This window comes from Paenibacillus xylanexedens, from assembly GCF_001908275.1.
GTDB lineage: Bacteria > Bacillota > Bacilli > Paenibacillales > Paenibacillaceae > Paenibacillus > Paenibacillus xylanexedens_A.
Genome location: NZ_CP018620.1, coordinates 3,526,591 through 3,551,187, shown reverse-complemented (window position 1 = coordinate 3,551,187; position 24,597 = coordinate 3,526,591). Strand labels below are relative to the sequence as shown.

The 24,597-nt window shown below is 42.3% G+C and carries 29 protein-coding genes; 3 read left to right on the top strand and 26 right to left on the bottom strand.

Annotation, left to right across the window (positions count from 1 at the left end):
* Nucleotides 1–115: 115 nt before the first annotated feature.
* The 20 genes from BS614_RS16015 to BS614_RS15920 all read right to left on the bottom strand — a co-directional run bounded on the left by BS614_RS16015 (nt 116) and on the right by BS614_RS15920 (nt 15,178).
* On the bottom strand, nt 116–655 hold the full coding sequence (locus BS614_RS16015) for a GNAT family N-acetyltransferase (RefSeq protein WP_342351870.1): 540 nt from the start codon (nt 653–655) through the stop codon (nt 116–118).
* Nucleotides 656–690: 35 nt separating this feature from the next.
* The gene (locus BS614_RS16010) at nt 691–960 is read right to left on the bottom strand and encodes a hypothetical protein (RefSeq protein WP_036670508.1); all 270 of its coding nucleotides are present in this window, start codon (nt 958–960) and stop codon (nt 691–693) included.
* Nucleotides 961–1,010: 50 nt separating this feature from the next.
* Nucleotides 1,011–1,478 (bottom strand): NUDIX domain-containing protein, encoded by a 468-nt coding sequence (locus tag BS614_RS16005; protein WP_074094683.1) that lies wholly within the window; start codon nt 1,476–1,478, stop codon nt 1,011–1,013.
* A 145-nt stretch (nt 1,479–1,623) separates the two neighbouring features.
* Nucleotides 1,624–2,082 (bottom strand): GNAT family N-acetyltransferase, encoded by a 459-nt coding sequence (locus BS614_RS16000; protein WP_074094682.1) that lies wholly within the window; start codon nt 2,080–2,082, stop codon nt 1,624–1,626.
* The gene (locus BS614_RS15995) at nt 2,079–2,648 is read right to left on the bottom strand and encodes a P-loop NTPase family protein (RefSeq protein ID WP_074094681.1); all 570 of its coding nucleotides are present in this window, start codon (nt 2,646–2,648) and stop codon (nt 2,079–2,081) included. Before BS614_RS15995 ends, BS614_RS16000 begins: the two co-directional genes overlap by 4 nt.
* Nucleotides 2,645–3,187 carry a GNAT family N-acetyltransferase gene (locus BS614_RS15990; protein ID WP_074094680.1) on the bottom strand — a complete coding sequence of 181 codons (543 nt, stop codon included), beginning with the start codon at nt 3,185–3,187 and terminating at the stop codon, nt 2,645–2,647. The genes BS614_RS15995 and BS614_RS15990 overlap by 4 nt, the downstream gene beginning before the upstream one ends.
* Before the next feature lie 2 nt (nt 3,188–3,189).
* Nucleotides 3,190–3,714, bottom strand: coding sequence for a GNAT family N-acetyltransferase (locus BS614_RS15985; RefSeq protein ID WP_244898139.1), 525 nt, complete (start codon nt 3,712–3,714; stop codon nt 3,190–3,192).
* Nucleotide 3,715: 1 nt separating this feature from the next.
* Nucleotides 3,716–4,072: an NIPSNAP family protein gene (locus tag BS614_RS15980; RefSeq protein ID WP_074094678.1), complete on the bottom strand. Its 357-nt coding sequence runs from the start codon at nt 4,070–4,072 to the stop codon at nt 3,716–3,718.
* A 37-nt stretch (nt 4,073–4,109) separates the two neighbouring features.
* A complete protein-coding gene (locus tag BS614_RS15975) occupies nt 4,110–4,988 on the bottom strand; it encodes a methyltransferase domain-containing protein (RefSeq protein ID WP_074094677.1) in 879 nt (292 codons plus the stop codon).
* 451 nt (nt 4,989–5,439) lie between these two features.
* Nucleotides 5,440–5,985, bottom strand: a complete 546-nt coding sequence (locus tag BS614_RS15970) for a GNAT family N-acetyltransferase (RefSeq protein WP_074094676.1) — start codon at nt 5,983–5,985, stop codon at nt 5,440–5,442.
* Between the two features lie 126 nt (nt 5,986–6,111).
* Entirely contained in the window at nt 6,112–6,642 is a 531-nt protein-coding gene (locus tag BS614_RS15965; protein ID WP_074094675.1) for a P-loop nucleotide/nucleoside kinase family protein, read from the bottom strand.
* A gap of 12 nt (nt 6,643–6,654) precedes the next feature.
* On the bottom strand, nt 6,655–7,140 hold the full coding sequence (locus BS614_RS15960; RefSeq protein ID WP_244898340.1) for a GNAT family N-acetyltransferase: 486 nt from the start codon (nt 7,138–7,140) through the stop codon (nt 6,655–6,657).
* Between the two features lie 14 nt (nt 7,141–7,154).
* Nucleotides 7,155–7,316, bottom strand: coding sequence for a DUF952 domain-containing protein (locus tag BS614_RS32555; RefSeq protein WP_157116095.1), 162 nt, complete (start codon nt 7,314–7,316; stop codon nt 7,155–7,157).
* 62 nt (nt 7,317–7,378) lie between these two features.
* On the bottom strand, nt 7,379–7,909 hold the full coding sequence (locus BS614_RS15950) for an AAA family ATPase (RefSeq protein WP_074096860.1): 531 nt from the start codon (nt 7,907–7,909) through the stop codon (nt 7,379–7,381).
* 191 nt (nt 7,910–8,100) lie between these two features.
* Complete coding sequence (locus tag BS614_RS15945) at nt 8,101–9,165, bottom strand: polysaccharide deacetylase family protein (protein ID WP_074094673.1); 1,065 nt, start codon at nt 9,163–9,165, stop codon at nt 8,101–8,103.
* A 220-nt stretch (nt 9,166–9,385) separates the two neighbouring features.
* Nucleotides 9,386–10,438, bottom strand: coding sequence for an ABC transporter substrate-binding protein (locus BS614_RS15940; RefSeq protein WP_074094672.1), 1,053 nt, complete (start codon nt 10,436–10,438; stop codon nt 9,386–9,388).
* Nucleotides 10,439–10,546: 108 nt separating this feature from the next.
* On the bottom strand, nt 10,547–11,521 hold the full coding sequence (gene yjfF / locus BS614_RS15935) for a galactofuranose ABC transporter, permease protein YjfF (protein ID WP_074094671.1): 975 nt from the start codon (nt 11,519–11,521) through the stop codon (nt 10,547–10,549).
* The gene (locus BS614_RS15930; RefSeq protein WP_081745908.1) at nt 11,511–12,554 is read right to left on the bottom strand and encodes an ABC transporter permease; all 1,044 of its coding nucleotides are present in this window, start codon (nt 12,552–12,554) and stop codon (nt 11,511–11,513) included. Before BS614_RS15930 ends, yjfF begins: the two co-directional genes overlap by 11 nt.
* A gap of 4 nt (nt 12,555–12,558) precedes the next feature.
* Nucleotides 12,559–14,070 carry a sugar ABC transporter ATP-binding protein gene (locus BS614_RS15925; protein ID WP_074094670.1) on the bottom strand — a complete coding sequence of 504 codons (1,512 nt, stop codon included), beginning with the start codon at nt 14,068–14,070 and terminating at the stop codon, nt 12,559–12,561.
* A gap of 85 nt (nt 14,071–14,155) precedes the next feature.
* A complete protein-coding gene (locus BS614_RS15920) occupies nt 14,156–15,178 on the bottom strand; it encodes an ABC transporter substrate-binding protein (protein WP_074094669.1) in 1,023 nt (340 codons plus the stop codon).
* A 243-nt stretch (nt 15,179–15,421) separates the two neighbouring features.
* Between BS614_RS15920 and BS614_RS15915 the strand changes: the two genes are divergently transcribed.
* The 3 genes from BS614_RS15915 to BS614_RS15905 are packed head-to-tail and all read left to right on the top strand — an operon-like array spanning nt 15,422 to nt 19,786.
* Complete coding sequence (locus BS614_RS15915; RefSeq protein ID WP_074094668.1) at nt 15,422–17,233, top strand: cache domain-containing sensor histidine kinase; 1,812 nt, start codon at nt 15,422–15,424, stop codon at nt 17,231–17,233.
* 5 nt (nt 17,234–17,238) lie between these two features.
* Nucleotides 17,239–18,828, top strand: a complete 1,590-nt coding sequence (locus BS614_RS15910) for a response regulator (protein WP_244898339.1) — start codon at nt 17,239–17,241, stop codon at nt 18,826–18,828.
* Nucleotides 18,821–19,786 (top strand): sugar ABC transporter substrate-binding protein, encoded by a 966-nt coding sequence (locus BS614_RS15905; RefSeq protein ID WP_074094666.1) that lies wholly within the window; start codon nt 18,821–18,823, stop codon nt 19,784–19,786. Before BS614_RS15910 ends, BS614_RS15905 begins: the two co-directional genes overlap by 8 nt.
* A gap of 393 nt (nt 19,787–20,179) precedes the next feature.
* Here the strand turns inward: BS614_RS15905 and BS614_RS15895 are convergent, their stop codons facing one another.
* From BS614_RS15895 to BS614_RS15870, 6 genes are all read right to left on the bottom strand, one after another.
* Complete coding sequence (locus tag BS614_RS15895; protein ID WP_074094664.1) at nt 20,180–20,704, bottom strand: GNAT family N-acetyltransferase; 525 nt, start codon at nt 20,702–20,704, stop codon at nt 20,180–20,182.
* Nucleotides 20,705–20,742: 38 nt separating this feature from the next.
* The gene (locus BS614_RS15890; RefSeq protein WP_074094663.1) at nt 20,743–21,066 is read right to left on the bottom strand and encodes a hypothetical protein; all 324 of its coding nucleotides are present in this window, start codon (nt 21,064–21,066) and stop codon (nt 20,743–20,745) included.
* Nucleotides 21,067–21,111: 45 nt separating this feature from the next.
* Nucleotides 21,112–21,558 (bottom strand): GNAT family N-acetyltransferase, encoded by a 447-nt coding sequence (locus BS614_RS15885; RefSeq protein WP_074094662.1) that lies wholly within the window; start codon nt 21,556–21,558, stop codon nt 21,112–21,114.
* A gap of 182 nt (nt 21,559–21,740) precedes the next feature.
* Nucleotides 21,741–22,679: a hypothetical protein gene (locus tag BS614_RS15880; protein WP_074094661.1), complete on the bottom strand. Its 939-nt coding sequence runs from the start codon at nt 22,677–22,679 to the stop codon at nt 21,741–21,743.
* 34 nt (nt 22,680–22,713) lie between these two features.
* The gene (locus tag BS614_RS15875; protein WP_074094660.1) at nt 22,714–23,541 is read right to left on the bottom strand and encodes a methyltransferase domain-containing protein; all 828 of its coding nucleotides are present in this window, start codon (nt 23,539–23,541) and stop codon (nt 22,714–22,716) included.
* A 65-nt stretch (nt 23,542–23,606) separates the two neighbouring features.
* Nucleotides 23,607–24,542 (bottom strand): acetamidase/formamidase family protein, encoded by a 936-nt coding sequence (locus BS614_RS15870; protein ID WP_074094659.1) that lies wholly within the window; start codon nt 24,540–24,542, stop codon nt 23,607–23,609.
* Nucleotides 24,543–24,597: the final 55 nt, after the last annotated feature.

Genomic DNA, 24,597 nt, shown 5'->3' with positions numbered 1-24,597 from the left:
TTTATCGTAACGGATACAACAATTCAACGGGTTCTATCATCAGCTCTTCTTGGAAGATGTAATTGTGATCGGCTCCAACGATACATATGAATAGTGCCGAGTATCCCAACCGTTGTCATGTGCCCAGCTCCTTTATCATATGTATATCGTTCGGCTCTTTGTCATAAAGTTCTTGATCAATCTCGCTTGCAATCTGACTGCCCTGACTTTTATAAAAGGATACCGCTGATTTCGTCTCTGTGGAGGAGATATACAGATACTGTGCACCACGTTTCTTAGCCTCTTCACCTAACTCGTTTAGAATACGTTTACCAACGCCTTGTCTTCTGTACCCGCGTGAGACATACATCAAGTCAACTTGTAATTGATTTCGTTCTTTTCCTCTATATTGATGTGCCAGCACACCAAATCCGATTAATTGATCGTCAGCAAACGCACCATATGCCATGCCACCTTGTTCTAATTCGTACACATATCGATTTTGAATCTCTTTCAAAAGCATCTCATCCCAGTTTGAGCATTCATGATTTTGTTCAAGTTCAACCAATCGGTTCTCCCTCATTTCATAAATGAGATCAATATGTTCCGAACGATCTATTTCCTGCAACTGATTCACATCATCAAGGGTCAACGTTCTATACGTTATCATGGTCATTGCCATCTCTCCTTCCCCATGTTATTTCTAAGATCCTATGGCTTTATAGATCGAAGTCTGTATTTATCAAAAACTCTTTTATCGTACAAAATAGTGTATTCCTTGTTCTCTTCAATTAGTTTTGACATATCCATTGGAACGGCTATTGTTCTTTCAAGATTATTAAAATTAATTACAGTCATTTCATTTTCACTAATCTTTTGAACAGTAACTGCTTCAAAAATTGAAGTTCGAAAGGAATCCCATAACAAAATTAAAAGCAATAAAAGTAATAGTGACATGATGAGTCCCTTATTCTTATTCACTAGTTCTTTTCATCTCCTTTAGTTTCAAAACAGAGTTCCTCCAACTAAAACTAGCTTATTTTAATTTCAGGTAACTCATTCAAATGATTTATTTCGATAGTGTATTTCTTAAGCTTATGGTTCTCAAGTCCATCCCATCTGTCTGAGAAACGATAAAACATATCTCCGAAGTTCATCCCTTCAGGTAATACATCCACAAGCTTTATTTCATCGATTTCAGACTCCGGTAAGCTCTCCAGCAATTTAACCTCAGCATAAGAGACCATACCAAAGCTCCCATTCCATTCATATACTCCATAAGGAGTTAATTCGAAGCGTACTGCCCCTGTCTCTTCATAGAGTTCTCGACTTGCCGTGTGTAAAATGGTTTCCCCTATTTCTTTGTTGCCTCCTGGGATCTCCCAACCTCCTCTTTTCCTATTTTTTATAATGATGAATTTATTATTGTATTTCGCGATCATAACTGCAAATTTGATTAACTCTGGATCAAGTTCATCTAGATCAAACCAGTGGCTCATGTTATCTCTCCCATAAACAACTATACTTTCAAAATAGCATTGTTAAACCATTGAAGTGGTAACAAGCTATAATCGTAGTGACTACCGCAACCAATGGTAGCTTTTGGTTAACAAAGATATATTGCCCTCTGAAATGCTGAGTCTATCATTTTATTTCCAACCTGTAGATCACTTCATCATCTGAATTGGTTCTGTTCTCACTAAAGAAGGACATGCTCTTATACAAATTCTGTGCTATTTCGTTATCCCGTTCAACCGTTAATGAAATAACCTTGCATACCGGATGCTGTTTCGTAATGTAATCTAGAATGGCTCTTAAAGCACGCTTTCCCATTCCTTTACCTTGATAGGATTGATCGATTTGAAAACCACCAATCCAGTAGTTATCTGTACTATCTGGCGTATAACTTAGATAAAAGAAACCAAATACCTTCCCATCGATCTCAAGTACGTAAGGATCAAATGCTTCATCCCACGGTTTTATATAGGCGTAAGCGAGTCCCTCAATAACAGATGGAACTAATGACGCTTGGTGTTCATACAAAGAGATCTTCAGCGCTTCTTCCCAATTCTCTCGTGTGACTGGTTGAATTTTTATATTCACCACTGTATCTCCTCTTTGGACAATCCTTGATTACCTCTAAGGTTCTTTTCACTTTCACTTACAACCACTTCCAAATGATGTTCAATCAACTGTATCACTTGTTTTTTATTCTTTGTGATTGTTGCAGTTTTGCGGTTTGTGTTAATTGTACATATAACTTCTTCTATATTATATTGATGGTTCCATTTTACAATCATCTTGCATAAGTCCGTGAATGACTGCTTGTAATTCCACGGTTGCAGTCCCATTCTGGACAATACAAACCTCTTTATAATTCGATAATCTCTAATGAGAACATTTGGAGCTAATACAAAAATCAAATCCGCTTCCTGGATGGACTTAATGGTCCAATCTTTGCACTGCACTCCTTCTATAATCCAAGCCTCAGAACTGACAATAGATTGAACCAATTCATCCCTAACACTTTCAGGATATCTCAGATTTTCGGCGCTTCTGTCCCATATGAGATTGTCTAATTCATAAGAAGGAATACCGTATTGATCCGACAATTCTTGGGCTAATGTTGATTTCCCACTACCACAAGATCCAATAATTCGTATTCTCATACATATTCTTTCTTCAAAAATGCATAGATGACATTATCAACAAATCGATTTTTCCAATAATAATGTTCTTTCAATATGCCTTCTTCACTGAACCCAATTCTCTCAAGCAACTTTCTTGATCCCTCGTTCTCTGGCTCTACAAATGCTTCAATTCTGTTTAATTCAAGGTTCTTGAATCCATATTCAACGATTTTCTGAGTTACCTCGGTCATGTAACCCTGCCGCCAGAACTCTGGTGCTAACTCATATCCCAACACAGCTTTATGATGTTGTTTCATCCAACCATGAAATCCGCATGTTCCAATAATTCTGTTATCCGATTTCAAAGCAATTCCCCAGCGGATGACCTGACCATTTTCGAATCGTTCAGTCCATCTTTGTATGAGTTCTTCTGCTTGTTTTGTATTCTTAAAACTTTCTACATCGTAGAATCTTGTAACTTCATCTGAAGAAAAAATATGAAATATGTCTTGGGAATCACTCTGTTTAATCTCTCTTAACAGCAATCTTTTGGTTTCTAGCTCAGGAAATGGAGTCATATTCACTTCACCTCAATCGAGTATACTGCTACATTTTTCCCTATTATGTCTACGTCCTTCTCATGTTTGAAGCCATTCTTTTGCGCGACTTTCATAGAACCCACATTGCCATGTTGAATTAACGATATTAATCTTTTCTGCTTCAAGTGATCGATGCCATATTCTTTCCACGCTTTTGCTTGTTCATATCCGTAACCCATTCCCCAGTATTGCTCGATAACCCAGTAACCAACTTCAAGCTCATCAGTGCCTTCAATGATTTGAGGAATCAGTCCAGAGGTTCCAATTAACTTGTTATCCTCTTTATTAAATGCGAGGAACAGCCCTTTATCGTCTTTATTCCAGTTGATGAACTTTTCCAAGCTTTGCATGGTTTCTTCCTTCGTCCAGGGTCCTCCATGTCTTATAAATTTCATCATATTTGGCTCACGAGTCATCTCAAAAAGCAAATCAAAATCATTTTTGGTATATTTCCGAAATATAAGTCGTTCTGTCTCCATCTTTCTCTCAGCTCCTTCTTCATTCATATCACTTCAAAATCGTTTGTTCACGATCCACTGTCAATGTGAAAAATGCTTGCCTAATGTCTTCTCGAAATACTTCTTTATACCGATGTCTTCCAATCTGATCAAAACGGGCTTGAACTCGCTTTACGTGTTCTGTATCTGATTTTATCTTTTTCTCAATCTCTTCGTATTGTTCAAAAGTATCGTATTCCCACATCGCAAAAATTTCGCTGGTTTCATCATCGATTGGTGTGTGCCATCTCCCAATAAGTCTTGATCCGTATTTCAACTGGGATTGCAGCAAAATATCATTAAATAGAGCATTAAACTCTTCTACAAAAGAAGTCGCAATAATATAGGTTTTTCTCCTATATATCATCATCTGTACCTCCTTATGAGTAATAGAAGCTATACACCTATCTCGTCACGATTCCCGATGTAATTTTCATGTTTGGAGCATAGGTTAACCATGAGTTCTCAATAAACTCCCTGGCAAATTCACTTTCTGCTTCATATTGTCTATTCGCTTCTTCTGAATTCAGTCCTCTTACCATCAGTTGAGCAACTACTTCATTTCTTGCATTCGGTTCTTGTCCCAGTCCTTCTTCTTTTAATGCATGAAAAAGCTTTCCCTTATCCGAATCTGCCATGTGTTGATCTAAGAAGTTAACTTTGTCACTCACCCGGCATTCTACATTTCGCAAGCCAAGTTGGCTAAGCAGAATTGGAATCTTCATACCGATATTTCCGTCTTTACCACTGCGTTTGGCATCCTCCTCGAACAATTTTTGGAGAATACCTAGCTGAATAATCTTGGATTGTTCAAGTCCATGTAATTCATAGTTTGACATATTAGCGATCCAATGAGGTTCAAAACATATGATTCTACCCTCATCTACTACACTGTCGATCATCTTCTGAAGAACGGTGATAGGTTCTGTCATATGTAATAAGAAGGCATGACTTATCGCAATATCGTATTGACGTTTCACTTGCACTGTTTCAATGTCATCTACTATAAAAATCGTTTGATAAGAGGTCTTTGAGAAACTCTCTTTGGCCTGCTTAATCAATTCTTCACCCTTGTCTAATCCGGTATAGGTTGATCCTTCGGGTAATAAAGGAAGCAGCTTCAATCCGAGATAGCCATAACCACATCCATAATCGATGATATCTACTGAGTTTTCAATCTTCCATACACGTTGAACCAAAAACTCAAGATAATCATCGTTATAGTAAAGCCAACGCGTATTTCTCAGATATTCAATTTGGTCATCCCAATAGTAATCGGACAAGATGAAATCCCTCCTTCATAAGATGTAATTGTATTCATAAACCTTCACATATCATGGGGAAGCGGACTAGAGTGTGTCTTCAAACTCAAACGATTTTCTAAGGAACACAGGACATCTTATTCGGCCTTCACGTCCTCTTTTAAAATTGTAAGGAACATGAGACATCTTATTTCCCAAAATCATCTGATAAAAACACTACAAAAGGCTATTTTTCTGATATAGCGTGTCTCAGATTCCTTAGATTTCGAAAGGCGTTTCAAATCCCCGAATAAGACGTGTCAGGTTCGTTGGCATTAACACCTAACACTAAACTCAACGCTATGTTAACGCATATCAACGAAAGCATGGGAAGGTCTATCAAACCTTAGCAGTTAATCCAAAGCTCCTTTATCACCAGACCGATAGTTTTGTCCTCGTATCATTCTCATCCGTTATACATTTGAGAGATCATTCAACCCAATTGCTCATATTCACTTTTTAAGATATTCATGCAAACACTATCCCAGTATTTCCCCTTTTTATATATCTTCTTTCTGTATCTTCCTTCTTCTTTAAAGCCACATTTTAAATAACATTTGTAAGCAATCTCATTATACTCGTACACTTCAAGTTCTAATCTGTTTAAATTCAGCTCTTCGAAGACAAACTTCTGTAGTACACGGATTGCTTCACTTCCATAACCTTTACCTAAAATTTCTTTTCTCCCTATTACAATTGCAAAACATGCAAAGCGATTTTTATAATCAATTTTGTACAAATCGATCTGGCCTATATAATCTAGCGAATCCTTTAACCCGATAATAAAACTTTTATTTGAAGACTTGCCTTCAACCATCGTCCTGAAAAAGACTTCCGTCTCATAACTCGAATGAGGATACAGAAAATTATCTGATAATGTCCCTGTGATTTCCGGATCGTTCACCCATTGTTTGATGTAATCCAAATCAGAATCCTGGTATTCTCTTAACACAATTCTTTCTCCATAAATACGAGACATCGATAATCCCCCCAACGATTTTTTTCTTTTGCAACCTACTTAATAAAATCTAATGCTTATTTCTACCTTGTATTAGTTATTCAATGCTCGGGCATTTTTACAATTCGAAGCATAATAACAGTACAGTTATTTCAATCGATACTTCTCATTATTTATAATTCCACTTACTATTTCAGGTAATTGTGCTTCTGTAAAATGATTAGTATACAGCTTGTTATCTACTCTCAGATCGGGATGATTTTCAAACTCATCCAGCAGAATTATACTTCTTTCTTTCATTTGATATTCTTCTGCTCTAAGACGATCTCTACGAATAATGGTTTGACGATCAACCATTAATACAACATAGATTATGCGAACATGATAGTCTGCCAATTCTGTCATTAATCCATCAATGTCTTCCGGAAGGGCCACATAGTCCAGAACTACATCGTATTTATAATCCAATAAGTTTTTCACCAGACTAGATATATTTTTCCAAGTTAAGTCGTTTGTATCCTTATCAAGCCAGGGTTTACCTCGCCCTTTGACGGGAAAGTGACTAACCGCATCTCCAGAAATGTAGGCACTTTTATCTAAAGTCTGAACCAGCAGCTTGGAAGTTGTAGATTTCCCTACTCCAGGGGGTCCAGATATAATATATAGGTTTTTACTCATTCTGTATTCTCCTTACAGTATCTTTTGGAAACTTCCAATATCCAGCTTTCTATCGAATTTATATCCAATCTCTTTAAACAGAGCACATTGTTCATAACCATTTCTCTCGAATAATGATTTACTTCTTGTATTCTCCATGCAAATCGTCGCAATTAAGGTATGGAATCTTTGTTCTTTTGCAATCTTCTCAATAAAATGTAGTGCTTGTTTCCCCAAGCCTTTTCCCAAAATATCGTGCTTCAAATATATGGTGACTTCACCGCAAATGTCATATGCCTGTTTACTCTTATACTGGGTGATCAGAACATAGCCCATCATTTGATTGTTTTCAAGAATTACATAAGTTTTATACCGTGTATCCTTGTTCATCACAGAGGATTTAATCTGATCAAGATCTAATTCCTCCGTATGAAACGAAATGGTTGTATTCATTACATAATAGTTATAAATCTCTCTAATTTCAGGGAGGTGTTGTTCGGTTACCTCTTCAAAAGTCACAGTCGTCAATTAGGTTACATCCTCTTCTGTTCATTTTCTTCATCATATGTATGAAATACCGCGTCTAGATTTAACTCACCGTAAATATGAGGATATTCCCTGCCTTCATTATACAGATCTTCCCATATAACTTCTGACTTTATTTTAGAATCCCATTGATCAACGCGTCTTCCCACTCTTTTCTTGAGAGTACATGTACAATCATCATCATAAAATCCTCCTTAATAAAAAATGATAATTATTTGGATAGGACCTTCTTCAATATGAGTTCTATGATTTCACTAGTCTCCAGATGATCGGTAACAATGCGAGTTTGAAATTGTTCATCCTTGAAAGCTTCAACACACTTTGGTGCTTGTTGATACTGCCAACCTCCATATTCATCTCCGCGTTTAGCCAAACGATGATAAATCGTCTCTTCTGTAGCCGTTAGGCAAAAATGATGAATGTCCTGATCGATCTCTTTCAACCCGTTATAGATGTAATTAAAGTTTTCCTCTTTATAGATGGTCATGGGGACAATTAAGTGTCTGTTGTATTTCTGCTTTACTTCTTTAGCCGTCATTACGGTTAGAATTTTCCATAGATCGATATCTTGAAAATCATCCGTACGTTCCCTTTCCTCTCTACAATTCTCCGGAAGAAGTTTTCTGAGCATATAACCTATTTCTTCAGGATCGTAGATCATGCTGTTTGCAATTAAGGGCTGAAGTGTTTCAGCTGCAGAAGTTTTTCCCGAACCAAACGCTCCGTTAATCATAATAATCATTTGATCCTTTCGCTCCCATTCAATGAAATTTTTCAATAGAAACAATTCTTCTCATATACAATTTCATCCATTATAAATGTTTTTCTTCCACTTTTGTGTTACAAAATGGCAAAAAACATAATGAAATCCCATTTGGTCAACCCAACGGGATTTCATCATAAGTGTATTTTTTTCAATCAACCTTGAGCTTGTTAATGTATTTCCAAGTAATCAATATAGATATCCCATGTACCGTCATCGGCTGTTACAACCAACTCAATGACCTGATTTCCCGTTCCGTGGCTGATATTATTCAGGGTATAGACCGCTGGAGAGCTCCCGCCAAAGTAAAAGGTTCCCTTCGTCTGTCCGCCAATCTTCAAATCAACTCTCGCCATGTTGGCATTGTTTGAAGCTCCACGAAGTGAAAAATTGTGTGTGCTCGTTGCAAAATTCTGAGTATATTTAACCAAATCATTGTTAGCATAAAGGACCACGCCATTGAAAGGAGAACTGATATTGCCGGTGTATTGTCCACCTTTGATCATGTTCTCAGCTTCCACTTTTGTTCCGTTACTTGGCGGATTCGTAGTGCTACTATCGGGTGCAACTGCCCGACCGGTCGTTGATGAGATCATACCGGAGCAAAGGCCGCGATTCTTCAGATTTTGTGCAATCTGCGGAATGGCTTGAAGTGTCGTCTGGTACTGATCATGCATTAGAATGACGTCACCACTTTTCATCGTGTTCACTGCTGCTACAATCTGGGCTGCGCTGGCACCATTCCAGTCTTGGGAATCTACGTTCCACAGTATTTCCTTCAGGCCGTTTTGGCTCACAACGGATTTCAAGGTCGCATTTGTCGCACCATAAGGAGGTCTGAACAGTTTAGGTGAACTTCCGGTAATAGACTGGATCGTCTGCTGTGTCCGAGTAATCTCTGACGACATCTGAGAACTGTTTAATGTAGTCATGTTTGGATGTGTATAGGAATGATTGCCAATCCACATACCAGCTGCTACTTGTGCAGAAACCAGAGATTGATTATTTTGTGCATTTTGTCCAACATTGAACATCGTTGCCCGTAAGCCAGCCTGCTTCAACGCGTTAAGCATGTTTGTTGTATTTCCAGATGGGCCATCATCAAACGTCAAACCTACATAACCATTCGGACAACTTGCATCTGCAGCACGAGCATCGGGTACCGCCGGAATAGAAAATAAGGTACCGAAAAGCGCGAGAGATATTACCGCCTTTGCTAGCTTAACTTTGAACATAAAATTACCTCCTCATAATATATTCACAGCATACTACCTTCTACACTCCCTCTCTTTATCTAACTTTCCCCCTCGAAAAAAAGCGCTTTCAAAAGTATGTAAACCGCTACGTCCTTTCTCATAGAAAAGAACTTTAGTTCAAGGTGAGTTCAGTATAAACGATAAGTTTATTTAAAGTAAATTGAATTTTATCCAAAATGTTCTAATTTTTTCGCAAATTCTAGAATCGCCTGTTGTACATCTCCCGTCCAGCACTCTCCTGTGTAAAAATGTCCTCCGGGGGCACCATGCGCTTCGGGAGTGTACGCCCTGCAATAATTTCTTTTGTAGCCTGCATAAGCTGGGGACCAAGCAACGGGTTACATTCCACCACAGCGTTGATTTTCCCACTCGCCAGAATTTCAAGTGCTTTGCGGGAACCGTCCACAGAGACAATGATAATGTCCTCTCCCGGCTTCAGTCCAACTTCTTCTATCGCTTGTATGGCGCCAAAAGCCATTTCATCATTATGGGCAAAAAGAACCTGCGGCCGTTTGTCTTCCGGGACCTGAAGGAATTCTTTCATCACTTGTTTGCCATTGTCCTCCGTAAAATCGGCAGGAGCACTTTGTGAGAAGATGATATCTGCTCTGGTGTCGAAAATGCTTCTAAAGCCCTCACCACGCTGGATAGAGGGTGTAGAACCACTCGTGCCTTGCAGTTCGGCAATCCGTATCAAACCCGGTTGATTACGCATCCGATCCTGAATGTACTTCCCGGCCTTCACACCTTCCTCATAAAAGTCCGATCCAATCGTTGTCACAAAAAGTGAAGTGTCTTTGACATCAACTGACCGGTCTACGATGATAACAGGTATACCTGCATCCCTGGCCTCCTGAAGAATACCATCCCAGCCCGATTCCACGACCGGTGCAATGGCAATGACATCCACCTTTTGCCTGATGAACGACCGAACAGCCTCGAACTGTTTCGTCTGAGACTGTTCTGCATTTTTTATTACAAGGGATATTCCCGATTCAGCCGCAGCATTCCGAATAGACGTGGAGTTTGCCAGACGCCAGGCACTCTCTCTGCCCAGTTGTGAAAAACCCAAGACAATCGGTTTCGTTGAGGTATCCCTTGCTACCGCTGATTCCATCCATTCCTCAACGGAGGGAAGAGTTTCTAAGTTGTTAGACGAGATGGGAGGAGGAACAGATTCAGACTCAGGGGTTGTGCAGCCGACAAGCAGCAGTAGAATGAACAAACACAACCAGTTCACATGTCTTTTCACTCACGCATCCCCCATCTCCATGTTACGCTCAGCATTCACCAATGCAGAGCGCATATTGTTATATCATTGTTTCGGTATCCGTGTTCAATATCATTTCATTCGATCAACTTAATGCAGTGATTTCGAGGATACTCGCCGCCCGCTAAGAAGTCGCTGGAACAAAATAAAAACAAACAGCATCAGACCAATCACAATCTTGGTCCACCATGAGCTGAGCGTACCTTCGAAGCTAATTATAGTTTGGATAGCCCCCTGGATCAATACACCAATAAAGGTTCCCGCCACATACCCTACACCACCTGTTAACAAGGTGCCTCCTATCACAACAGCCGCGATGGTATCGAGTTCAAGACCCATGGCGTGTAATCCATAACCGGATAACATATAGAAGGTAAAGACAACACCGGCAAGCGCGGAGCACAAACCGCTGAACGTGTACACCAGGATTTTGGTACGTGCAACCGGCAGTCCCATGAGCAGCGCGGATTGCTCGCTTCCGCCGATGGCGTAAACGTTGCGCCCAAACCGGGTGTAATGTGCCAGGAAGATCGCGAGCAGTACAATAACCAGTGCAATAATCACATTAATGGAGACAAAGCTGCCCCCTGGCAAGGAGATTTTCGCCTGCGCAACCTGTGTGTAAAATGGATTCGTAATGGTAATGGTGTCGAGACTGATGACATAACACAACCCCCGCGCCAAAAACATGCCTGCCAGTGTTACGATGAAGGGCTGAATTTTAAAATAGTGGATGATCGCCCCCATGACTGTGCCAAATAACGCACCCATGACAAGCACCATAGGTATAACGATGGCAGGCGACCACCCTTGCTTCTCGACCAGACTTGCGCTAATGATGGTCGTCAGCGCAATGACAGAACCAACCGAAAGGTCAATTCCTCCTGATACAATCACAAAAGTCATGCCAATCGCCGTGATAATCAGAAATGCGTTATCAATTAGAAGATTAAGTAGTACCTGTGTGGAAAAGAACCCCGTATACCGGAAAGAGCCTATGGCAAACATCACGGCCAGCAAGCCGAAGGTGACAAAGACCGGGAGATACTTACGATTAAGAAACATGGCGGTTAACCCCCTGTTCGGCTGGAAACTTCCGTTTTTTCCAACGGATCACCATGGAATTGCGGAATGAATCGGATTGAATCAAACATACGGCCAGTACAACAAAGGCTTTGACAACCAACGTAACTTCTGGCGGGACTCCAATCATATAGATCGTCGTTGTTAAGGTTTGGATAATGAGTGCTCCAACGACGGTACCCATTAGATAGAAACGACCACCATTGAGCGAAGTACCCCCGATGACTACAGCAAGAATGGCATCAAGTTCATACCAAAGACCCGCGTTGTTTCCATCCGCACTAGATACATTCGAGCTGAGAATAAGCCCGGCAATGCCGGCACACAGACCACAGAAGACATATACCGTGAGAATAACCGTTTTTGAACGAATACCTGCCAGTTGGCTCGCGTTTGCGTTACTTCCGACCGATTCAATAAACAGTCCCAGTGCCGTTTTTCTCGTCAACAGTGAGGCAACAAGCAGCACAGTTAATACGATGAAGATGGAAAAAGGCAATGCTGCAAGCGAACCTGCCCCGATATAGGCATAGTTTGCGTTGGATACAGTAATAATCTGTCCACTCGTAATCAATTGCGCAATCCCACGTCCAGCTACCATCAGAATAAGCGTTGCAATAATGGGTTGGATTCGGGCAACCGAAACCAGTGCCCCATTCCATATGCCCAAGATCAGTGAGAGACCTATAGATAATCCAAGTGCGCCCAACATAAGCCCGAGCGAATTCTGATCCACTCCTCTGCTGATGCTCATACAAGCCACGGCACCGGAGATCGCTACAATGGAGCCCACGGACAAATCGATACCTCCGGTCGCAATCACCAGTGTCATACCGATCGATACCAGAATTAAGGGCGCTCCAAAATTGAGAATATCAATCAAGCTGCCATACAGATTCCCTTCACGCATGACGAGGGAGAAGAAATCCGGAGAGTACAGCAAATTAAAGATTAAAAGTAAACCAAGCATACATAACGGCCAAAACAAATGATGTTTACGCATCTTGCCCGCCATCTCTTTAACCTCCTGCCATAGCTTTCATGATTTGCTGTTGATGGATCTGATCCCCGCTAAGTTCTTGCACTTTTTTGCGGTCCCGGATTACGGCAATCCGGTGGCTGACACGAATCACTTCTTCCAGCTCGGACGAAATGAACAGCACGGCCATGCCCTGCTTCGATAGAGAGAGCACCAGCTTCTGTATCTCAGTCTTGGCACCGATATCAATTCCACGCGTAGGTTCATCGAGAATCAACAGATCGGGGTTCATCAGCAGCCACCGTGCAAGCAACACCTTTTGCTGATTACCGCCGCTCAGATTTTTAATTAAATGCTCCGGGTTTTTCGGATGGATATTTAACAGGTTGATGTACTTTTCGGCGATCTCATCCTGTTTCTTGCGTGAGATTGGTTTGGACCAACCTCGTGTCGCTTGTAAAGCCAGAATAATGTTCTCCCGAATGGTCAAATCATCGATTATGCCTTCGGTTTTACGGTTCTCAGAGCAAAAAGCAATATTCTGATCAATTGCATGACGCGGCGACTTGACCGTACTTCCTGTATCTACAACGAGCAGCTTGCCTACATCTGAACGATCTGCACCAAAGAAAAGGCGAGCGATCTCGGTACGACCAGACCCCAATAACCCAGCCAAGCCCACGACTTCTCCCTTGCGAATGTCCAGATCAAAAGGCTCAATTGCTCCTTTGCGCCCAAGTGCCTTAGCGGTAATTAACAGTTCTCCCGACTCCGCCTGGGCAGCATCCGCTTCCTTCGGAAGCTCCTCAAGCACCTCAAGCTCCTTGCCGATCATCTTGAGCACCAGTTCCATGCGTGGAAGTTCTGCGGCTATGTACTCTCCTTCCAATTCCCCGTTACGGAGCACCGTTAGACGATCCGACATTTCGTATACCTGATCAAGAAAATGAGTGACAAAAAGAATTGCGAGACCTTCACTCTTTAATTTGTGCATAATACGAAACAGTTGCTGAACCTCGTTTTTGTCCAGACTGGATGTGGGTTCATCCAATATGAGCACTTTTGCCGAGATGCTGAGTGCTCTGGCAATTGCAATCAGTTGTTGCATCGCGACCGAATAGGTCTGTAAAGGAGCCTTAACGTCGATGGACAGATGTAATCTGTCTCGCAGAAGGTTCTCCGCATCTTTGTTCATTTGCTTCCAATTGATTTTGCCAAATCGTATCGGCTCCCGACCGATGAAAATATTCTCAGCAACCGTTAAGTTCGGACAAAGATTGACCTCTTGATAAACGGTACTGATTCCCGCCTTTTGCGCTTCAAGCGGACCGGAGATCGAGAGTTCACGGTTATCCATCGTTACCGTTCCTTCGTCAATGGAATAAACGCCGGTCAGAACTTTAATAAGCGTCGACTTCCCCGCTCCGTTCTCACCCATCAAGGCATGAATTTCGCCCGGAAACAAGCGAAAGCTGACGCTGGATAGCGCTTTAACCCCGGGAAATTGTTTGGTGATGCCTGTCATTTGCAAAATGGGTGCTTGCTCGGCCATATAACCCTCTCCTTTGTTATGGAAAAAAGTCATTTAGCGACAGCCTGGTCGAAAAATGACTTTTCGGTGTTATACGAATCTGCTTTTAATATTCGCGTGTTGGCAATGCTTCTTTGGCTTGCTCCGATGTGAAGGTCGTCTCATCCGTAACGATTCGGGGTTCGATGTCTTTCCCGTCCACTACCGATTGAACCGCTTCCATTAATTGAGGTCCTAACAACGGATTACATTCAACGATAAAGTTGATTTTGCCATCAGCAGCAGCCTGCATCCCATCCTTCACGGCATCCACAGAGATAATGGTAATATCTACGCCTGGTTTCAATCCTGCCGCTTCAATGGCCTGAATTGCACCAAGCGCCATATCGTCATTATGTGCATAGAGAACATCTATTTTTTTATGTGCTTTGAGGAAAGCTTGCATGACTTCTTTGCCTTTGGCACGTGTAAAGTCACCTGATTGTGATGCAATCACTTTAAGCTTCGAATTGGGAGCAATCAATTCCATAAAGCCCTCTTGACGGTCATTCGCTGGTGCGGAGCCTGTTGTACCCTGCAGCTCAACAATGTTGATCTCGTCTTGTGTGTCCTTGTATTGGTCACTAAGCCACTGACCTGCTTTGCGTCCTTCTTCTACAAAGTCGGAGCCAATAAAGGTTTTGTAGAGGGTTTTATCCGGCGAATCCACAGCACGGTCCGTCAAAATCACGGGAATGCCTGCATCCTTCGCTTCCTTCAATACGGTATCCCAACCGGATTCTACAACAGGGGAAAAAGCAATCACCGTCACCTTCTGTTGTATGAAGGATCGCAAAGCTTTAATTTGATTTTCCTGCTTCTGCTGCGCATCGGAGAATTTCAAATCATAACCCGCTTCTTTGGCTGAATCCTGAATCGACTTGGTATTCGCCGAACGCCAGCCACTCTCCGCACCAACCTGCGAAAAACCAAGCGTAATTGTTTTGGCGCTGGCAGGTGTACTGCCATTCCCACTCGTTGAAGTTTCATTATCGGAGCCTGCTCCTCCATTGGTACTGCTACATGCCGTGCTGACCAGCATCACCATAGCCAATGTTATGGCAAGTCCCCACTTTTTTTTGGTTCGCATGTTGTGATCCTCCCTTTTTTCGTTTCACCTTGTGGTGTGACCACATTATAGAACGCTTTCATTCCGAGCTTATATGGAGTCTCATACTTTATTTATGTAATAATTTAGTAATTTCAAAAAATGGAGTTTAGAAAGTGTAATTTCTTTGTTTAATTGTGTAGTATTTAGCGATTCTCTTACATATTAGAAAATCATGTTATACTAATGATACATTTTTGATCCCTTCAGATGGAGTGGAATACGTTGAAACTCATTCAATGGATTGCTTCAAGCCTCAGGCTTAAATTACTCAGCATGTTTATCATCCTCAGTTCAGTACCACTGATCGTGGTTGGATTGATTTCTTACCACAAATCCTATACGGTCGTATCCAATCATAACAAGGCCTCGACACAGCTGGTTGCCGACCAGCTTGCCAGGAACATTGACATCTTGTTTGAGGATACGGAACGGCTGCTCGAACTGGGCAAGAACCCGCAAGTGCTTCAATACCTGTATTCTCAATCGGAGTCCTACCCGGAAGCCAAAGCCATCCTTCAGACATACAATCTTTATCGGGAAACCTACAAGTATGACAAGGTACTTAATATCTCGTTCGTGAATTTCTATGGAAAAGGCATAAGTGAACGAAAAGGCGTGTTCAAGCTGGAACGAAATCCGCTGCGTAACCCGTACTTCAAGTATCTGATGCAGTATCCGGATGCCATTCTGCGCATCCCTCATTCTGCAGCCTATGCCGAATATAACAGGCTGGATGGGTTTGCTTACCCTAAACAGAATGCGCTTTCAATTATAACTACGGTCAAAGAGCGGATTACACATGAGGTCATCGGGTTCATAGTAATTGATTTGAATGATTCGTTCATTGATGATTTTTTGACGAATACCCCTATTAAGGATTCCGGTTTTTTCTATATTAGTGATCAATACGGAAATACACTTTTCATGCCGGATGCCACCCCGGCATCCATAACCATGATGGATCAGATCCGATCGGTCCCTTTACATCTACAGCACGACAGCTTTATCCTGTCTGCAGGATCCAAGCCCCAGTTTGTTGTATACAGCACCTCAAAACAGACCGGATGGAAAATGATCGGGGTAGCTCCTTATCAGGAAATCATTGCAGAGGCCAATAGCATTCGCCAATTGATCATCATTACCGTTTTGTTAAGTGCTTTCTTTGCGATATCGTTATATTTTTTCCTGAATAATCGACTGATTCTTCCCATCCGGATCCTGATGAACAAGATGCGTAAAGCTGCAAACGGTTACTTGGAAGCCAAAGTCACACCACACGGCTCGGACGAAATTGCTGATCTGGGCAAAAGTTTCAATGTGATGCTGGATAAGCTCAAAATGCTAATCGAAAAGAGCATTCGAGAGAATGAACAGGTGAAAATAGCTGAACTACGTACGCTGCAAGCTCAGATCAACCCTCATTTCCTGTATAACACGTTGGAATCCATCCTATGGATGGCTGAAGCAGAGAAAAAAGAAAATGTAATCAAACTTGTGCAGGCCCTCTCGAAGTTCTTTCGTTTGAGTCTGAATAAAGGATTCGACTGGGTATCCATTCAAACCGAGCTTGAACATGCGCGGAGTTACTTGGTTATTCAACAGATGAGGTACCACGATATTCTCACCTACGAGATCAGCGTTGATCGTGAGCTTCAGGATTATCCCATTTTGAAAATGACGCTGCAGCCCCTGATTGAAAACGCGCTCTATCATGGGATCAAGAACAAACGCGGTCAAGGGCTGATATCCATACACGGATATGTAGAGGACAATAGCATCATTCTCACCGTACAGGACAACGGAATTGGCATGTCTGCGGATCGATTGGCACAATTACGTGAAGAGCTGGAGAAGCCGGCCGGTTCCCGTTCACCCCAAGATGACGAGCAGGAAGGCGGATTCGGTCTGCTCAATGTACATCACCGGATTCGACTCTATTTTGGACCATCTTATGGTGTTGAAATGGAAAGTACGTATATGGAAGGCAGCACATTTATGATTCGTATCCCCAAAAGCAAGGAGGTTAACCGTTGAAAAAGGTGATGATTGTGGATGACGAAATTGGAATTCGGGAGAATATACGCAGCTGCATTGATTGGGAAAAGGAAGGTTTTCACTATTGCGGGGATGCACCCGACGGCGAACTTGCGTTACCACTAATTCATGAATGGGCTCCGGATATTCTGATTACAGATATCAAAATGCCATTTATGAACGGATTGGAACTGACCTCCATCGTTCGCACTCAACAACCTGATATCAAAATCATTATCATGAGCGGTCATGATGAATTCAGTTATGCCCAGGAGGCTATCCGACTTGGTGTGACCGAGTACTGTCTAAAGCCCATTAGTGCAGCAGAGCTAATCCAAATGCTTCATAAGGTCAGCAAACAAATGGATGAAGAACATCAACGCATGACAAACCGGACGATCACCAAAGAAAAACTGCTGGCCGATCTGTGCGGAGGACTCATCGGTACAACCGATGCGATTGAATCAGCCAAACAACTCTCACTTCCACTCTCGGCCCGGTATTATACAATTGTCATTATCGACGTTCGATTAACAGATGACTCCCGGGACCCGGAATCCCTGATGAAGAAGCTGCTTCCCATACTGGAGGAAACTCGTGATCCCCACGTCGAACTTCTTCCTTATATTCGAAGCCGGACCGAGTTGGTGCTTCTGCTCAAGTATCACTCCGATGACAACATATCCGTATATCTGGAGCAGCTTCGCGGGCGGGTTCGTATGGAGCTTGAGCATACGTTCAAATGTAATATTATTCTGGGCATTGGCAGTCAGCAGGAACGTCTGCAAGGAATTCATGTCTCGTATCTGGAAGCGGAGGAGGATAAATATATTAACCGGCTCACCCTTCAGAACAGAGCTTCTCTACGTGAAATTAACCTGGATGAGCAAACAACTCTTTTTCTCGACAGGAATTCGTTTCTTGAATTTCTCAAAATCGGCAGCCCCAATCTGCGTGACCATTTTGTGCAGGAGTTTGCCGCTCCATTACAGTCCTTCGACTGGAAGTCCTCCTCGTATGGCTTCTATCTGTTGAATGATCTTACGCTGGAGTCGTTTCGGCTTGCGAATCAGCTGTTCCGCATGAGTGACCATTCGGATGAGAATATTACTTCCCTGCAGCAGACGATCCGGAAGATCACGTGCTGGGAGGATTGTACCCAGTATCTGTGTTCCCTGCTTAACCTGTTATGGCAGAGAAGAGCCGCGTGCTCCGGAAAATACAGTGATGTTATTGATCAGGTGAAAGCCTATGTATCCCGTGAATACAATAACGAACAGGTCTCGTTGAAGATGATTTCTGCACACGTCAGAATCAGTCCAAGTCATCTAAGCAAGATTTTCAGTCAGGAAACCGGTCAAACGATAACGGAGTATCTAACCCAGATTCGAATCGGTAAAGCCAAGGAGTTGCTGAAAACAACCAACAACAAAACCTTTGAGATTGCTTATAAAGTTGGTTACAACGACTCTCACTATTTTTCCAATATATTTAAGAAAACAACAGGTTTTACACCAAGAGAATACCGAACTCAAGGAACCGAGGAATCGCAAGCCAGACCATCAGATATGAGAAAAGAGCCCATGTATGAATAAAGCCAGATTTGCACTTTTACTTACACTAATACTGCTGTTCCCGATGATCATTTCATCCGGTTCGGCACACATTCGTCCACAACAAATGGCTGCAACACTTCCTGCAACTTCACCTGTAGAGAAATCTGCAGCGAGCAAAACTTTCGGTATTATTTATCCAATGACGTATCCAACCTATGAGATGATCACGAAGGATGCAACGGAGTATGCAGGGAAACACAATATCACGTTAATTGTAAACGCACCTGATGAGGCCAACACCGAACAACAGATCCGTATCATGGAGAATATGATCAAACAGCATGTGGACGGAATCGCTATATCGCCTGTGGATGCTGCTGCACTTACCCCCGTTATTGATGCAGCCCAAGCTGCGGGTATTCCGGTCATTACATTTGAGTCAGATGTTCCATCCAGTCACCGAATCGCTTATGTGGGCGCCGATAACTATCGTACCGGCCAGCAATTCGCGATGACAACTACAAGACTTCTGCATAATCAAGGCATGATTCTTGTCGAGAATGGTTTGGAGGAGATGCAAGGTTTGCAACAGCGGCTTAATGGATTCATTGATTATATCCGCAGTGAAACAGACATCGAAATCTTGGAAGTTCGTTATCATCAAGGGAATGAAGATCAAGCCATGTCCGATATGGAGAACATGATTCAAGCTCACCCTCACTTCAATGCGATTATCGGGCTCGATTTTGTTTCTGTCTCTGCTTCTACCCTGATCTGGAAAGCAAAAGGCCTTAACCGGCATTTAATCGCGTTCGGTGATAGCCCGACCAGTGAAAACGGGTTGCTCAACGGTCAATTGTCTGCCGTTATTTCGCAGAATGAAGGAGTCTGGGGTGCCAAAATGATGGAGACCCTGTTACTCGCTAGCAACGGTGTGCCTGTGAAGGAATTTATTGATACGGGGATCATTGAAATAAACCAGGAAGCAAGTAATTAAGGGGATGTTCGCCTATCATTCAGATGACAGGTGAACATCCCCATTTAAATTTCGTACACGTCGTTGTTTCTACCCTTTACGGTTTAGCTTCATAATGAGGCGATCCAGGATGAACCCCACTCCGCCCCAAAAAATCAAATGGAACAAGTATATTAACGGCCTGAACAATGAGTTCGTCTCTGGATTTGTATTTATTTTGGTCAACCAGTCATTCAGCAACGGATTTATAGGATTCGTTAGGTAAATCAGAATATTCTTATCATCGTTTCCTGATAGATTAATGAAACATACGGTTAGCGAGAAAATAACAAACCAAAAAGTCAGCTTTTTCAGTATGTTCAGCATGACGAGAGGGTAACCCTCCTCTCAAGTATGATGAGTCCTTTTGAGAAGTCATTTCTTCCATTCGTTTTCTAATATGCTCATCTCGATTAGATTCCAGAATGTATCTTCATATCTTCTCGCATCACGAATAAGTCCTTCTTGTACAAAGCCCGCTTTTTCATAACATCGGATGGCTGAGACATTAAAATCAAATACGCCCAGACTGATCCGGTGCAACTTCTCCTCTTCAAATCCAATTCGAAGTGCCTCATTGATCATTTGCTTTCCATAACCTTTACCCTGGTATGGCTTACCAAGAAGCACCTTACCGATACGCCCTGAACGATTATATCGATCAATCCCGCCAAGAGCAATATGTCCCACAATCTCCTGAGTTGATTCATCCATCACTTTATAAATGAACTTGTTTGAAGTGTTCTTATCATTGGCACCATGCAAATAATCCGATAGCTGCTCTCTGGAAAGTGGATATTGGAACTGAGGGCCGGCCCACTGGAGCAAAAATGCTTCATCCCCACTCCATTCGATCAGTTGATCAAAATCTTCCGGTTCAAAGTATTGGAATGTAATCATGTATATCCGCCCCTTCTTTTTTTATGTCATATCATAACCTATTTCAGTTCTCTTGTGTCGTCATAATTATGAGTTTCATCAAACGCTCTGTTTCTTATATTCATTTCACGAATGTAGTTCTGAACCCAATTCATTCTAGCTAATAAACAGATAACTCCACCCAAAATGCATATCGCGGCTATCCAATAATTCAGTACCAAATCCACTTGATAAGCACTCGAATCATAACTGCCAGCTGCTGCTGACTGGAATGCTGCATACCCTAGCTTGGGAATCACCTCTTCAATCATTTTTGAGATCGTAATAATCACAATTCCTAACATGATAAAGAGTAATGAGAAAATAATGTGTACATGCTTCAAAGACAAGCTACCTCCTTTATAATCCAAATCGCGTATGTTTTGGCACTACTTGCATGTTAGAAGCCGAACGACTTCGCCATCAATCAGCCCTTCACTTACTCTCTGAAAACTAAGTGATTCATACAGATTCCCGGCGATACGATTTTCCGGCCTGTGTCCAATCATGATGCTTTTGCAATTAAACAATTCTTTCATTAGATCAATCAACTTCCTAAGCGCTTCTCTTCCATAACCTCTGCCCTGATATTTTGTATCTACCATTAGAGCAAGAAGCCAGTAGTTGTCCTCATGATCCGGCTTATCTGAGTACACAGCAAAACCAACCAGATCCGAATCAAAATAGATGGTCATGGGTTGAAAGTCTTCCACTACTTTGGATTCAGCAATCCAATATACAACCGGCGCGGGAAAACTTTTTTTCTGTTCTTCCGTTACATTCAGTTGAGTACATGCATACCAATTATCCACCGATACACGTTTTAAATGAATCATAAATTGAAATTCCTCCTCGTGAAAATTACACAGAGGAATCCCTCGGAACCCTTTCTTGGGTCCTCTGCGCTAGACAAAAACACCTTTGGCAACTTTATTTCTTCTACTCAGATTCGTATTGTTTCTCATATCACATCACTCCTTTCACGTTGTTGTGCAAACTTCTGCCAACTTCAATTAATTTATGCTAAACCTTTGATCTCTAATAGTTCAGGAGTATTTCTCACAAGGTCCACTATTTCATAAGATGCATTATCTGCTAATGCATCTTTAACTGCCTCAGCCCCTCTTGTCTTCCAGATCGAATATATACATTTGGAAAAACCATATGCATTCACGTGGTGACCCCGTTCCTGTATCTGCATAAACAATTTCACACTTTCCTCATACCTTTCGATATCCGTTAAAATACAGGCCAAATTGTTTAACGCAATGTTGATATCTCTCTGCGAATTTCTGGAGACATTAATATCCTCCCAGCTGCCGACCACTTCATCTTTTCTTGAAATCGGCATTGCTCCAATATTGATGTCCTCAATCCAGTCCATCGTTTCGTTCACAAGAGCTTGGACTCCAGCAACGTCACCCGCATGATAAAGCCTAGTCAGACGTTGTTTGTTGTATGTAATCCGGGCAAAAAGAATATTGGACCATGACTCATCTTCTTGTATGAGTTGGTTCATATTTTCAAGCACACTGTCCATTTCACTGTATCTCTCCAAAACCCAAAGCGAACCACCCAAAGCCCGATGGCTCTCGAATCGAACACCTCGGTTGGTATCCAACTTCGGGGCATACTCGCAAGCATATTGGTACCAATCAATCCAATCATCAAAGTAGTTTCCCAGAGATAATGACAACGCTTGTGTTGAATCCGAAACAATCCAGTGTAACTGCTCCGGGGCGAGATTTTCTTTCCCCCATTTGAAGAATTGCCGGTGATTGGCATAAAGCAGTTCCGGCTCCCTTAACAAGGCATAACCATCTGAAATATTCCAGTAGACCCAGCCTCGTTCATGGACAGACAATTTCCTGGATTGTTCGAAGTTTTTCAGTAACTCAATCATACCCTGATGATCCCCTCGAACTACTAATTCCTGAAAAGATTGAACGATATTCATCCCCATCCTCCGTCCCTAATTAGTTTCAACCCAGCTATGTCAATGGCTTCGTCCCGCAAGCTGTAATGAAATTCATCATGGCATAGGCTTCCGGCGAATGATTTATCGCTTCAGAGGCTTGTTGCAGCTGAGCAAATTCCTCCGAACTGATCACACCTTTTTCAGCAAAATGTACAAAACGATTAAGATTAAACTGATGCTTAAACCCTTCTATGCCTAACAGATCACTATGTTGAAGGACAGAATCAATGTCAACATCGATGTATCCGCTCTCAGAAAGGAGACGCGGCAGACTTCTGCCAATTAAACGATTACCACCGTGTTGTGCTACATAGTCCGAAATTTTCATTAATACCGTATGCAAAGCAGGAACATCAGGATTCACTGCTCCAAAAACGCCGTCATCCACATCAATAATGGCAAGACGGCCGCCAGGCTTCAGTACACGATATATCTCTTGTGCAGCTTCGTCAGGATTGTTCAAGTGAAGAAAGATCAGTCTTGCCACGACAAAATCAAAAGAATCATCAGGCAGATCCATCTGGTAGATGGAAGACTCTACAAATTGTAATCGCGTGGAAGGAATATCTTTCAGCCGTTCTTTGGCTTGTGCTTGCAGTGAACGATCAATCTCAAGAGAGGTAAGCTCGCTGTCCGGCAGACTGTTCAATAGTTGCTCTGTAATGTAACCTGGTCCGCTTCCAACCTCCAATACACGCATTCCATTTTTCAAACCATACCACTCTAGATTTCGAAATTCTTTGGACCACCCCATTACCGCCTGTATCTTTAACCTCTCTAATTCCTCTTGTAAACTTAACACTGCCGTTTGGATACTGTATGTTGAACGCGGATCACTCATATATTCCCTCCTGTTCTTCTGTGGAAAAATAAAAACATCTAATGCGACGTATAACAAGCCTCAAGTTACTTAAAGGCATCATGTGGAAGGACAGCATGCACACCCTTAACACCATTCACAATTTGGGTGATACGCAGGTCAATTACCGCGCTTCCAAGTGCAATCGCTTCCACTCGATCTAGTCCGTACAACTCACCCATCAGATTGAGCATCCCGTCTAATGCTTGAACCGTAGCCTCATTAAGATCTTCATGAAACCCGAAGGTAATCCAGCCGGACGGCGTATGTGCACGAGGATTGGTCAAAATCATATCATCAATCACATTAAGCGTGACATCAACAACCTCCATTGGACATTCAATGGCCTGACAGCTGACTTCACCGTCTCCCTGCCGTGCATGACCATCACCAATCGCGAGATAACCTCCGTCTACGGGGATAGGTAAATATAATTTACTTCCCTGCACCAGTTCCTTACAGTCGATGTTCCCTCCACAGTAGCGAGGCGGCCAAGTCGTATGAATTCCACCCGACTCTGGCGGCATGCCCACTACACCCATAAACGGCGAGAGAGATACAGTGAAGGACTTTCCTTTTATTTCACAGGTTCCATTCATCGTTTGGCGATCAAGTGTCCAATTCAGCGACAGTTCTTCAACCTCTGTTAGATGTAACTTCTGGTTCTGCCAGTTCGGATATCCGCCAGCGGAAGTAAACCCGTAACTCCCGGGTACGATCTCATTGAAAACAATCTCCAACGTCTGCCCTTGCTTCGCCTCATCGATATAGATCGGACCGATTAAGGCATGACCTCCATCTTTTTCACCTTGTCGATCAAAAGGTTTCATGCGTTCCACATAACTCACACCTGTTCCCCAGCCCGCATCTAGCGTCTGAAAACGAATGGAATCACCAGATTTCACGCTCAAAATGGGGGTTACCTCATTGGTAAAAGAACCAATCAGATTTTCCTGAGTTAATTCAATCGTATGAATGGTCATCATAACCTCCACAGTTTCGGAATTCAGCTTTTTGCTTAATTATCACGGTATCGAG

What these genes read in the sequence shown, in the direction of transcription:
- BS614_RS15930 (WP_081745908.1), bottom strand. Translation starts at nt 12,554, where the DNA reads ATGGCGGGCAAGATGCGTAAACATCATTTGTTTTGGCCGTTATGTATG.
- BS614_RS15870 (WP_074094659.1), bottom strand. Translation starts at nt 24,542, where the DNA reads ATGACCATTCATACGATTGAATTAACTCAGGAAAATCTGATTGGTTCT.
- BS614_RS15920 (WP_074094669.1), bottom strand. Translation starts at nt 15,178, where the DNA reads ATGCGAACCAAAAAAAAGTGGGGACTTGCCATAACATTGGCTATGGTG.
- BS614_RS15985 (WP_244898139.1), bottom strand. Translation starts at nt 3,714, where the DNA reads ATGAATGAAGAAGGAGCTGAGAGAAAGATGGAGACAGAACGACTTATA.
- BS614_RS15965 (WP_074094675.1), bottom strand. Translation starts at nt 6,642, where the DNA reads ATGAGTAAAAACCTATATATTATATCTGGACCCCCTGGAGTAGGGAAA.
- BS614_RS15905 (WP_074094666.1), top strand. Translation starts at nt 18,821, where the DNA reads ATGAATAAAGCCAGATTTGCACTTTTACTTACACTAATACTGCTGTTC.
- BS614_RS15925 (WP_074094670.1), bottom strand. Translation starts at nt 14,070, where the DNA reads ATGGCCGAGCAAGCACCCATTTTGCAAATGACAGGCATCACCAAACAA.
- BS614_RS15895 (WP_074094664.1), bottom strand. Translation starts at nt 20,704, where the DNA reads ATGATTACATTCCAATACTTTGAACCGGAAGATTTTGATCAACTGATC.
- BS614_RS15970 (WP_074094676.1), bottom strand. Translation starts at nt 5,985, where the DNA reads ATGTCTCGTATTTATGGAGAAAGAATTGTGTTAAGAGAATACCAGGAT.
- yjfF (WP_074094671.1), bottom strand. Translation starts at nt 11,521, where the DNA reads ATGTTTCTTAATCGTAAGTATCTCCCGGTCTTTGTCACCTTCGGCTTG.
- BS614_RS16005 (WP_074094683.1), bottom strand. Translation starts at nt 1,478, where the DNA reads ATGAGCCACTGGTTTGATCTAGATGAACTTGATCCAGAGTTAATCAAA.
- BS614_RS15995 (WP_074094681.1), bottom strand. Translation starts at nt 2,648, where the DNA reads ATGAGAATACGAATTATTGGATCTTGTGGTAGTGGGAAATCAACATTA.
- BS614_RS15990 (WP_074094680.1), bottom strand. Translation starts at nt 3,187, where the DNA reads ATGACTCCATTTCCTGAGCTAGAAACCAAAAGATTGCTGTTAAGAGAG.
- BS614_RS16015 (WP_342351870.1), bottom strand. Translation starts at nt 655, where the DNA reads ATGACCATGATAACGTATAGAACGTTGACCCTTGATGATGTGAATCAG.
- BS614_RS15945 (WP_074094673.1), bottom strand. Translation starts at nt 9,165, where the DNA reads ATGTTCAAAGTTAAGCTAGCAAAGGCGGTAATATCTCTCGCGCTTTTC.
- BS614_RS15980 (WP_074094678.1), bottom strand. Translation starts at nt 4,072, where the DNA reads ATGATATATAGGAGAAAAACCTATATTATTGCGACTTCTTTTGTAGAA.
- BS614_RS15880 (WP_074094661.1), bottom strand. Translation starts at nt 22,679, where the DNA reads ATGAATATCGTTCAATCTTTTCAGGAATTAGTAGTTCGAGGGGATCAT.
- BS614_RS15950 (WP_074096860.1), bottom strand. Translation starts at nt 7,909, where the DNA reads ATGATTATTATGATTAACGGAGCGTTTGGTTCGGGAAAAACTTCTGCA.
- BS614_RS15875 (WP_074094660.1), bottom strand. Translation starts at nt 23,541, where the DNA reads ATGAGTGATCCGCGTTCAACATACAGTATCCAAACGGCAGTGTTAAGT.
- BS614_RS15885 (WP_074094662.1), bottom strand. Translation starts at nt 21,558, where the DNA reads ATGATTCATTTAAAACGTGTATCGGTGGATAATTGGTATGCATGTACT.